This is a genomic window from Streptomyces sp. 150FB, assembly GCF_000818195.1.
Taxonomy (GTDB): Bacteria; Actinomycetota; Actinomycetes; order Streptomycetales; family Streptomycetaceae; genus Streptomyces.
This window is the reverse complement of sequence record NZ_JTHL01000001.1, coordinates 2429959-2439730: the sequence shown is the minus strand read 5'-3', so window position 1 is coordinate 2439730 and position 9772 is coordinate 2429959. Positions and strand designations below refer to the sequence as shown.

9 protein-coding genes and 1 pseudogene are annotated in these 9772 nt (G+C 72.0%); 4 read left to right on the top strand and 6 right to left on the bottom strand.

Annotated elements, in window-relative coordinates:
- The 4 genes from QR77_RS46565 to QR77_RS10165 all read right to left on the bottom strand — a co-directional run.
- Positions 1-556: SCO2322 family protein (locus QR77_RS46565; protein WP_236711086.1), on the bottom strand; the 556-nt coding region annotated here is incomplete at its 3' end.
- 38 nt (positions 557-594) lie between these two features.
- Positions 595-1974 (bottom strand): prenyltransferase/squalene oxidase repeat-containing protein, encoded by a 1380-nt coding sequence (locus QR77_RS10180; RefSeq protein WP_236710591.1) that lies wholly within the window; start codon positions 1972-1974, stop codon positions 595-597.
- A 379-nt stretch (positions 1975-2353) separates the two neighbouring features.
- Positions 2354-2851 carry a carboxymuconolactone decarboxylase family protein gene (locus tag QR77_RS10170; protein WP_052488651.1) on the bottom strand — a complete coding sequence of 166 codons (498 nt, stop codon included), beginning with the start codon at positions 2849-2851 and terminating at the stop codon, positions 2354-2356.
- Positions 2852-2940: 89 nt separating this feature from the next.
- Positions 2941-4563 (bottom strand): GMC family oxidoreductase N-terminal domain-containing protein, encoded by a 1623-nt coding sequence (locus QR77_RS10165; RefSeq protein ID WP_040027641.1) that lies wholly within the window; start codon positions 4561-4563, stop codon positions 2941-2943.
- Between the two features lie 230 nt (positions 4564-4793).
- Here QR77_RS10165 and QR77_RS10160 point away from each other — a divergent pair, with 230 nt between their 5' ends.
- From QR77_RS10160 to QR77_RS10150, 3 genes are all read left to right on the top strand, one after another.
- Positions 4794-6125: a glycosyltransferase family 4 protein gene (locus QR77_RS10160; RefSeq protein ID WP_040021118.1), complete on the top strand. Its 1332-nt coding sequence runs from the start codon at positions 4794-4796 to the stop codon at positions 6123-6125.
- A gap of 106 nt (positions 6126-6231) precedes the next feature.
- The gene (locus QR77_RS10155; protein WP_040021117.1) at positions 6232-6966 is read left to right on the top strand and encodes a class I SAM-dependent methyltransferase; all 735 of its coding nucleotides are present in this window, start codon (positions 6232-6234) and stop codon (positions 6964-6966) included.
- 62 nt (positions 6967-7028) lie between these two features.
- The gene (locus QR77_RS10150; protein WP_040021115.1) at positions 7029-8120 is read left to right on the top strand and encodes a prenyltransferase; all 1092 of its coding nucleotides are present in this window, start codon (positions 7029-7031) and stop codon (positions 8118-8120) included.
- A gap of 53 nt (positions 8121-8173) precedes the next feature.
- On the opposite strand, the gene QR77_RS10145 is transcribed toward QR77_RS10150, so the two are convergent.
- Entirely contained in the window at positions 8174-8467 is a 294-nt protein-coding gene (locus tag QR77_RS10145) for a hypothetical protein (protein ID WP_040021114.1), read from the bottom strand.
- Between the two features lie 98 nt (positions 8468-8565).
- Between QR77_RS10145 and QR77_RS10140 the strand changes: the two genes are divergently transcribed.
- Positions 8566-9363 carry a maleylpyruvate isomerase N-terminal domain-containing protein gene (locus QR77_RS10140; protein WP_040021112.1) on the top strand — a complete coding sequence of 266 codons (798 nt, stop codon included), beginning with the start codon at positions 8566-8568 and terminating at the stop codon, positions 9361-9363.
- An 86-nt stretch (positions 9364-9449) separates the two neighbouring features.
- Here the strand turns inward: QR77_RS10140 and QR77_RS10135 are convergent.
- Positions 9450-9772 (bottom strand): annotated as a pseudogene (locus QR77_RS10135) (hypothetical protein); the annotation flags it as partial.

The following is a 9772-nucleotide window of genomic DNA, read 5'->3' as shown; positions in this document are numbered from 1 at the left end:
GTGCGGCCGTCGGGCTGGCCGCCGGCGCGGTCGCGTCGTCGCTCGCCGCGCCCTTCGGCGTACCCGCCACCTGCTCGCCGCAACCCGCCGCCGGATAACCGGAGATGGCGCAGAGCAGCGCCGCGCTGCTGTAGCGCAGCGGTTTCGCCACCGCAGCGAGCGCGTCGGCCGCCGACGCGCCCTCGTCGACCCGCGCGCACCCGGTCCGCCGGTCCGGCGTGGGCGGCTTCTCCCCCGCAGGGGCGTCGCCCGGCGTACCGGAGTCCACGACGACCGCGATCCGCTCCCGGCCGGCTGTCGCGTGCGTCGAGCCGCAGATGGTGTCGAAGTCGGGTGCCGTACGGGGCCGCGCCGCGTCCCCGCTGTCCTCGCTCACCGAGAAGCGGAACCCGACAACGGCTCCGTCGGAGGGCTGTGCGGTGGCCGGGCCCTGGGTGGCGTACGTCCACTTGCCCGCGCCGCTCTCCCAGAACGACCAGTACCGGAACCCGGCCGCCTGTGCCGTCCCCGTGCCCAGCGGGAACGAGAAGGAGAGCGCGAGGAGAACGGAGAACAGGGCGAAGGCGAGAGGCCTTTGCCCCACCAGGCGGCGGATCACGGCCGTCGGCTCTTGCGGAGGGTGACGAACAGGACGCCGCCACCGATGACGGCGACCAGCACCACACCGATCAGCCACAGTGTGGTGCTGGAGCCGTTGTCGGCGTCGGCGCTGACTATGGCCGCACGCGGCCCGGTCGGGTTCGGTGTGGGCGCGGTCGGCGAGGGGCCGCTCGGGGTGGGCGTGGGTACGACGGTCGGGGCGGGGCCCTGCGCGTTCAGCCGCTGGACGAGGTCGACCCCGCCGAAGTGGTGCGGATCGGAGTCCGTCGCATGGCACGCCAGGATCAACTGGGCATACGCGGCAGGCCCGTTCTGCTCGGCCCAGGGGACGGCGTTCTGCTTCAGCCACGCCAGCGCGCCGGTCGCCTTCGTCCCGTAACCGGCGGAGGTCAGAGCGACCACCGCGGCCGCCGTGTTCCCCGGGTCGGGCAGCGGCTTGCCGCTCGCCGCGCCGGGCAGCGGCGGTTGGTCGAGATGGCCGGTCTTCGCGAGCGCGTCCGCGAGATACGCGGCGCCGTTGCGCGCGGCGCGCTCCGGCGTACGGCCCTTGTTCGGCAGGCACTTCGGCGCCGGGCCCGCCTGTACCGGAGCCGTCACCATCCGCTTGCCGAGCCCGCCGAGCACGGCGGCGGCCGTGGCGTCGTTGTTCGCCGTCAACTTGCCCGCCTTGTCGGGCTGGTACGCGAAAGCGCCGCCGCCCGGCGCCCCGCCCGGCGCCCCGCCCGCATCCCCACCGTCGGCTGCTTTCGCCGCGCCCGTTTTCACGTCGCACGGGAGGGAGAAGTCGACCAGCGCGTCGTACGCGTTCTTGCCCGCCGACGACTTCATCGCGCTCGGCCGCAGCCCGGCCACCGTCAGCGCGCCGATCACCAGCGAGGTGGAGTTCGCGTCACTGGGCGTGCCGGGGGTGTAGCTCCAGCCGCCGTCCGCGTTCTGCACGGACTTCAGCCAGCTCAGCGACTTCTGCATGGCGGGCCGCTGCGCGCCGATCGTCGACAGCGCCTCGACGGCGGCGGCGGTGGAGTTGGAGTCCACCGCCGTCTGCGCGTCACAGGGCGTACGGGTCTCGGCGCGGTACGCGGGGAACGCGCCGTTGGCGCACTGCTGCGCCTTCAGCCAGGCGATCGCCTGATTGGCGGGCCTTATCCCGGCGGCGAACTGCCCGAGCATGGCGAGGGACTGCCGCCACACACCGTCGTACTCCGGGTCCCCCGTGCCGTAGAGCCCCTTCGGGATCACCACCGAAGGCGGCGGCGCCGGGGACGGTGTGGGGGAGGGGCCGCCGAGTGAGGGAGTCGCCGGGGAGGGCTCCGGGGTCGAGCCCGGCACGAAGGGCACGTCACCGCCCGCGGCTGCGGCCGGCACGAAGGCCACGCACAGGACTGCGGTTGCGGCGAACACGGCCGCACAGCGGCGAACGGTGGTCATGGGCTGGCTGGGCCTCTCCTGCGGGAGCCGGACGCTTGGCACACTCAGGCGAACCAGGCCCGGCACCGTACACCTCGACGATGCCGACCACCGGCGGTTTCCGATGGCACAAGCCGTTCACGACCGCGTACGGGACTCCCGGAGGCCCCGCCCACCCGGCTGGCTCACCGCTGCGGCTGCGCGGGCCGGTTGTGCACCGGCTTCCTCCCGTACGGGCATGATGACGACTCGCACACTCTACCGGCCCGTACGGCGCCGCTTCCGGGCGGACAGGTCCCCGTGCGAGGCCCGGGACGGGGCGGTCATGTCCGGCGCCGGAGCGTGGTCAGGAGCGGGGTGCCGCCGGGTCGGTGGCGGGGTCGGCGGCCGGCGTGGTGACGGGGGTGACGGGGGTGGTGACAGGGAGCAGGCCCCGTTCGGCGAAGACCTTCTTGGCCACGAAGGTGGCATTGAGTGCCTTCGGTATCCCGCAGTAGACGGCGGAGTGCAGCAGCGCCTCCACGATCTCCTCGGTGGAGAGGCCGACGTTCAGCGCCGCGTTGATGTGCACGTCGAGCTGCGGTTCGCAGCCGCCCAGGGCCGTGAGCATGCCCAGCGTGACGAGCTGCCGGTCGCGCGGCGCCAGCCCCGGGCGGGCGTAGATGTCGCCGAACGCCCAGGACACGACCTGGTTCCCCAGCTCGGGGGATATGTCGGCAAGCGAGTCCACGACCTTCTGGCCGCCTTCGCCGTCGATACGGGTGAGCATCTCCATGCCCCGGTCGAAGCGGTCCTGGCGGGTCTCGGCGCGGTCGGCCTCGTGGGTGCGGTCGGCGGTGCTCATGGGGATCCGTTCGTCCTTCGTTGTCGTCTCGTCGTCTCGTCTTCTCGTCTTCTCGTTGAACAACCGTAGAAGTGAGAGTGCGCTCAAGGTCAAGCCGTGCCCGCCACCAGTTCCGCCGCCCGCTCCGCCATCGCCCGTACCGTCACGCTCGGATGCGCCGACACGGGGCTCGGCATGACCGACGCGTCGCAGACCCTCAGCCCGTCCACTCCCCGTACGCGCAGCGCCAGGTCCACCACCGACCCCTCGTCGCCGCCCATCCGGCAGCTCCCCGCCGGACCGAAGGACGTGCGCAGGGTGCGCCGGATGTAGTCGGAGTACGCCGCGTCGTCCCGCACATCGGAGCCCGGGAGGGCCTCGTACGCACGCCACGACGCGAGAGCCGGGGCCTCGCCCGTACGGCGGGCCAGTCGCAGGCCCGTTCGCAGCGCTTCCAGGTCGCGGTCGTCGGCCAGGTAGTTCGGGTCGATGTAGGGGTCGCCGAGCGGATCGGTGAAGGACAGCCGTATCGCGCCGCGGCTGTGCGGGGTCATCAGCGAGCACACGATGGTGTAGCCGTTGTCCGGCGCCGGAAGGCCGCCGAACGGGTAAGGCAGGTCGACCAGCGTCAACTGGACGTCGGGCTCAATGAGATCGTCGCTGGTCCGGGTTCTCACCAGGGCCTCGCCGTGGTTGTTCACGCCCTCCGGCACCGGGCGGGACGCCGCGTAGGTCAGGCCGCTGCACGGGTGGTCGTACAGGTTGGCGCCCACGCTCGGCAGATTCACCTCGGTCCGCATGCCCACGGCACACAGGTGCGCGGCCGGACCGATCCCGGAGAGCAGCAGGAGGTACGGGGAGCCGATCGCGCCTGCGGACAGGATCACCTCGGCCGAGGCCGACGCCTGCCGCGTCCGCCCTGCCCGGCCCTGCGGTCCTTCCGTCTCCACGTACTCCACGCCGGTCGCGCGGTCGCCGGAGAGCAGCACACGGCGGGCCAGGGCATGGGTGAGGACGGTGAGATTGGGGCGGTGGAGTACGGGGCGCAGATAGCCGTCGGCCGCGCTCTGGCGTACGCGGTCACCGTTCAGCCGTACGTCGCCGGAGTCGTCAGCCGGGCCCGGCCCGTCCCGGGGTCCCCCGGGTCTGATGTTCAGATCGGGGTGGCAGACACCTTCCGGCACGACGGCGTTGGGGTCGGAGGTGTACGGATGGCCCACCTCCGTCGCGGCCTGGACGAACGCCTCGGACACCGGGTGCGGATCGCTCGCCGGTGCCACCTCCATCGGTCCTTCGGCGCCCCGCACCGCGGAGTGCCGGCCAGCCGCACGCTCGCCGCGTATGAAGTACGGCAGCAGGTCCTTGTACCCCCAGCCCTGCGCGCCCGCCCGCTCCCACGTGGCGAAGTTCGACGCGTGCCCGCGCAGGTGCGCCATCGGGTCGATGGCGCTGGAGCCGCCGAGCGCCTTCCCGAGCGTCCAGGTGAAGCTCCGGTCGCCGACGTTCGGCTGCGGGAGCGTACGGGAGTCCCAGTCGACGTCCGTGCCCGGCAGGGTCGGCCACGCGGCCGGAGTGGTCATGGCGGGCGGCGTGGCGGCCGAGCCCGCCTCCAGGAGCAGTACCCGCGCGGCCGGATTCTCGGAGAGCCGCGTGGCGAGCACGCACCCAGCGTTACCGCCGCCGACCACGACGTAGTCGTACGCGTCGTACGCGTCGTCGTGGACCTCACTCATGTCCGCCGCCTCCTCCGACCGCGCCACTTCCGCGCTCCCTCTCCACCATGCGTCGCGCGGCGCCGTGGCGCGAATCACCTGATCCGGGCGGTCCGCAGGGGGCTACCAGCCGGTAGATTCGGAGGCCGCCGACGGCTGTCCGCGAGCAGGTCCGCGACTTGTTCCACTTCGGCGCAGCCGGTTACGCTCCGTGGAAATCGGGGGGAGCGCAGTTGAGAAAGGGGCCGAGAGTGACCGCTGAGGCCATTGAGGCGGACAGCGGTGCGGGGTCCCGGGACGGGGACAGCCGTCCGTTGCGCATCGCACTCCTCAGCTACAAGGGGAATCCGTTCTGCGGAGGCCAGGGGGTCTACGTACGTCATCTCTCGCGCGAGCTGGCCCGCCTCGGGCACCGCGTCGAGGTGATCGGCGCCCAGCCGTACCCCGTACTCGACGGCGGCGTTCCCCTCACGGAGCTGCCCAGCCTCGACCTCTACCGCCAGCCCGATCCGTTCAGGACACCGGAGGCCGGCGAGTTCCGCGACTGGATCGACGCGGTCGAGGTCGCGACGATGTGGACGGGCGGTTTCCCCGAGCCGCTCACGTTCTCGCTGCGCGCCCGTCGTCATCTCCGGGCCCGCGCGGGCCAGTTCGACGTGGTGCACGACAACCAGACGCTCGGGTACGGACTTCTCGGCGACCTCGGCGCGCCGCTGGTGACCACCATCCACCACCCCATCACCGTCGACCGGCGGCTGGACCTGGCGGCGGCCGAGAGCCGGGGCAAGCGCCTGTCCGTACGCCGCTGGTACGGCTTCACCCGGATGCAGAAGCGCGTCGCGCGCCAACTCCCTTCCGTGGTCACCGTGTCGGGTTCCTCGAAGCAGGAGATCGCCGACGACCTCGCGGTGCGGCCCGACCGTATCCATGTCGTGCACATCGGCGCCGACACCGACCTGTTCTCGCCCGATCCCGCCGTGCCCGAGATCCCGGGACGGATCGTCACCACGGCCAGCGCCGACGTCCCGCTCAAGGGACTCGTGTATCTCGTCGAGGCACTGGCCAAGCTCCGCACCGAGCAGCCGGCGGCGCACCTCGTCGTGGTCGGCAGACGCGCCGAGGACGGGCCGGTCGCGCAGGCGATCGAGCGGTACGGGCTTGAGAACGCGGTCGAGTTCGTGAAGGGCATCTCCGACGCCGAACTCGTCCACCTGGTACGCGGGGCCCAGATCGCCTGCGTGCCCTCGCTGTACGAGGGGTTCTCGCTGCCCGCCGCCGAGGCGATGGCCACCGGGACCCCGCTGGTCGCCACGACGGGCGGAGCCATACCTGAGGTCGCGGGACCCGACGGTGTGAGCTGTCTCGCCGTGCCGACGGGCGACGCCGGGGCGCTGGCCGTGGCGCTCGGGCGGCTGCTCGGCGACCCGGAGCTGCGGGAGCGGCTCGGGGCTGCCGGGCGTGAGCGGGTACTCGCGCGCTTCACCTGGGCGAAGGCGGCACAGGGCACAGTGGAGTTGTACCGCGCGGCGATCGCGCGGCAGCCGGGCCGCCGCCGTAACGCGGCGGCGGGCGGCGCTCGTTGAGCCCCTCCCCGGTTCGGCGACCTGCCGATGCACCGCACCGTCCGTCGCTCCGTCGATCCACCGCTCCATCGATCAACCGACTCATCGACCGCGAAAGCAGGACCCAGTGCTGACCGTGGACTTCACCCGCTTCCCGCTCGCCGCGGGCGACCGCGTACTCGACCTCGGGTGCGGCGCAGGCCGGCACGCCTTCGAGTGCTACCGGCGCGGCGCTCAGGTCGTGGCCCTCGACCGGAACGGCGAGGAGATCCGCGAAGTGGCCAAGTGGTTCGCCGCGATGAAGGCGGAGGGGGAGGCCCCTGAGGGTGCCACCGCCACGGCCATGGAGGGGGACGCGCTCAACCTGCCTTTCCCCGACGCGTCGTTCGACGTCGTGATCATCTCCGAGGTCATGGAGCACATTCCGGACGACAAGGGCGTGCTGGCCGAGATGGTCCGTGTGCTGCGGCCCGGCGGGCGGATCGCTGTGACCGTGCCGCGCTACGGTCCTGAGAAGGTGTGCTGGACGCTGTCCGACGCGTACCACGAGGTCGAGGGCGGCCATATCCGCATCTACAAGGCCGAAGAACTCCTGGAGAAGATGCGGGAGTCGGGGCTCAAGCCGTACGGCACGCACCACGCGCACGCGCTGCACGCACCGTACTGGTGGCTCAAGTGCGCGCTGGGCGTGGACAACGACAAGGCGCTGCCCGTTCGCGCGTACCACAAGCTGCTGGTGTGGGACATCATGAAGAAGCCACTGGCGACCCGGCTCACCGAACAACTCCTCAACCCCGTCGTGGGCAAGAGCTTCGTCGCCTACGCGACGAAGCCGCACCTGGCAGCGACGGCGACCAAGTGACCTTGTCAGGAACGGGATCGGAGACAGGGCCCGAGTCGGGGCCGCAGTCACGGCCGGGCGCTGTGTCCAGCGCGGCGGCCCGCCGTACGGAGCACCTCGTCCTGCCCGGTGTCCTCACCGCGGAACAGGCCGCGGTGACGGTCGCAGGCATCCTCGCCGTACAGCGTCCCGACGGCGCGATTCCCTGGTTCCGCGGGCACCATCTCGACCCCTGGGACCATGTCGAGGCCGCCATGGCGCTGGACGCCGCCGGTGAACACGCGGCGGCGGCGCTCGCGTACCGGTGGCTGGCCGGGCAGCAGAACGAGGACGGGTCCTGGTACGCCTCCTACCAGGACCCGGGCCCGGACGGCGGGCCGACGGTTCCCGGGGACCGGGACCGCGAGACCAACTTCTGCGCGTACGCCGCCGTCGGTGTCTGGCACCACTACCTGGCCACCGGCGACGACGGATTTCTCGACGGGATGTGGCCCGTCGTGCACGCGGCGGTCGAATTCGTCCTGGCGCTGCAACAGCCCGGCGGGCAGATCGGCTGGAAGCGCGAGGCGGACGGGACGCCCGTGGGCGACGCGCTGCTGACCGGGTGCTCCTCCATGTACCACGCGCTGCGCTGCGCGCTCGCGATCGCCGAGGAGCGCGAAGAGCCGCAGCCCGACTGGGAGTTGGCGGCGGGCGCGCTGCGCCATGCGATCGGTGCGCACCCGGAGCGGTTCCTCGACAAGAGCCGCTACTCGATGGACTGGTACTACCCCGTGCTCGGCGGAGCCGTCACGGGAGCGCAGGCGACCGCCCGTCTCCAGGAGGGCTGGGACCGCTTCGTGGTCCCCGGCCTCGGGGTCCGCTGCGTCCTGCCCAACCCCTGGGTGACGGGCGGCGAGAGCTGTGAACTCGCCCTGGCGCTCTGGGTGATGGGGGAGTCCGACCGGGCGCTGGAGATTCTCCAGTCCATCCAGCACCTGCGCGCCGACGACGGGATGTACTGGACCGGGTACGTCTTCGAGGGCAGTCGTGCCATGTGGCCCGAGGAGCGGACCACATGGACGGCCGGGTCGTTGCTGCTGGCGGTGGCCGCGCTCGGGGGGGACGAGGCGACCACCGCCGTGTTCAGCGGGGAACGGCTGCCGCGCGGGCTCGAACCCGACTGCTGCGGGTAAGGCCCGGACGGCCGGTGGTGCGTACGCTCCGGACGGCCGGTGGTGCGTACGGCTCAGACGCGGCGCAGCCGGCCGGCCAGGCCGTGGCCGACGAGCAGGTAGACGACCGCGGGCAGTCCGTAGCCGCAGACGACGCGTGCCCAGGCCTTGTCGAAGGTGAACAGGTCATAGGACCAGCCGGCCAGCCAACGGGCCGCGTCCTGGATGAAGTTCACCAGGTCGTTGGCTCGGTTGGCGTCCAGCAGGTACATCAGAATCCACAGGGCCAGGATGAAGGCCATGATGTCCGCGATGACGATGATGATCGTGGCCGCGGTTCCGCTTCCACTGCGAGTACGTGAGGACATGCCGACCGTGTTGCCGTTTGTGAGCGCGTGAAACCAGCCGGGGCCTGCCGGAGAGAAATGCTTTGGCTAGAGCACCAGGCGCCTTTAGTGTGCTGCGAATGACACGTCTCGGGCATGACCGCTATTGCGATGAAATCGTCCACCAGACCGACCGTACAAGGGCACTGCTCGCCGGAGCCGACCTCACGGCCAAGGTGCCGAGCTGTCCCGAATGGACGCTCGGCGAGCTGGTCCGGCATGTCGGTCGCGCACACCGCTGGGCCGAGGCGATCGTACGGACCCGGGCCGACGAGAGCGTCCCCGAAGACCAGGTGCCCGATTTCGGGGGCCCCGCCGACAGTGAACCTGCCGCGCTGGAAGCGTGGTTGGCGGACGGCGCCGAGAAGGCGGCGGCCACACTGCGCGAGGCGGGGGCCGGCACCGAGGTGTGGAGCTGGGCCTGGGAGCGGTCCGCCGGCTTCTGGGCGCGCCGGATGGCACACGAGACAGTGGTGCACAGGGCGGACGCGGCGCTCGCCGTGTCACGTACCTACGAGGTCGAGCCGGACATCGGGGCCGACACGATCGACGAATGGCTGGAGATCGTGGCCTTCAGCCAGGCCCATGGCGACCCGGAGGCCGCGGATCTGCGCGGGGGCGGCCGCTCCATTCTCCTGCGCGCCAGGGACGCGCCCCGGGCCGTCGGCGCCGAGTGGCTGATCGAGTTCGGCGAGGACCGCTTCGACTGGCGGCGCGGGAGTACGGAGACGCCGGACGCGACCGTCGAGCTGCGCGGGGCGCTCGCCGATGTGCTGCTGGTCTTCCAGCGCAGGCTGGCCCCGGGCAGCGACCGGGTCGAGGTGCTGGGGGACGCGAAGCTGCTGGACTTCTGGCTGGAGCGTACGTCGTTCGGGTGAGCCGGTGCCGGTGCGTGTGTACGTACGAGAGCGGCCCCCCGTCCGTGAGGACGAGGGGCCGCTCCCGTGTGCGTTGTGCGTCGGTGTCAGCCGCGCTGGATACCGCTGGTGTCCTGGAGGACGCCACGGCGGCCGTCCTGGGTCTGGGCCACCAGTGCGGCGCCGCGCTGCTCGACCGCCAAGTACCAGGTACCGGGCGCGAGTTCGGCGATCGGCGAGGGCGAGCCGTCCTCCCCGTACAGGGGACGGGCGACGGGCACGGCGAACCAGAACGCCGCGAAGTCACCACTCGGCGCCGGAGCGGCACCGCCGGACGAGGGCTGACCGCCCTGCGACGGCTGGCCGCCTTGGGACGGCTGGCCGCCCTGCGACGGCTGGCCCGGCTGCGGCTGGCCGGTCGCCGGGGCGC

Excerpts from the sequence above, each read along its gene's own strand:
- QR77_RS10170 (WP_052488651.1), bottom strand. The coding sequence starts at position 2,851 with ATGAGCACCGCCGACCGCACCCACGAGGCCGACCGCGCCGAGACCCGC.
- QR77_RS10165 (WP_040027641.1), bottom strand. The coding sequence starts at position 4,563 with ATGAGTGAGGTCCACGACGACGCGTACGACGCGTACGACTACGTCGTG.
- QR77_RS10145 (WP_040021114.1), bottom strand. The coding sequence starts at position 8,467 with ATGTCCTCACGTACTCGCAGTGGAAGCGGAACCGCGGCCACGATCATC.
- QR77_RS10140 (WP_040021112.1), top strand. The coding sequence starts at position 8,566 with ATGACACGTCTCGGGCATGACCGCTATTGCGATGAAATCGTCCACCAG.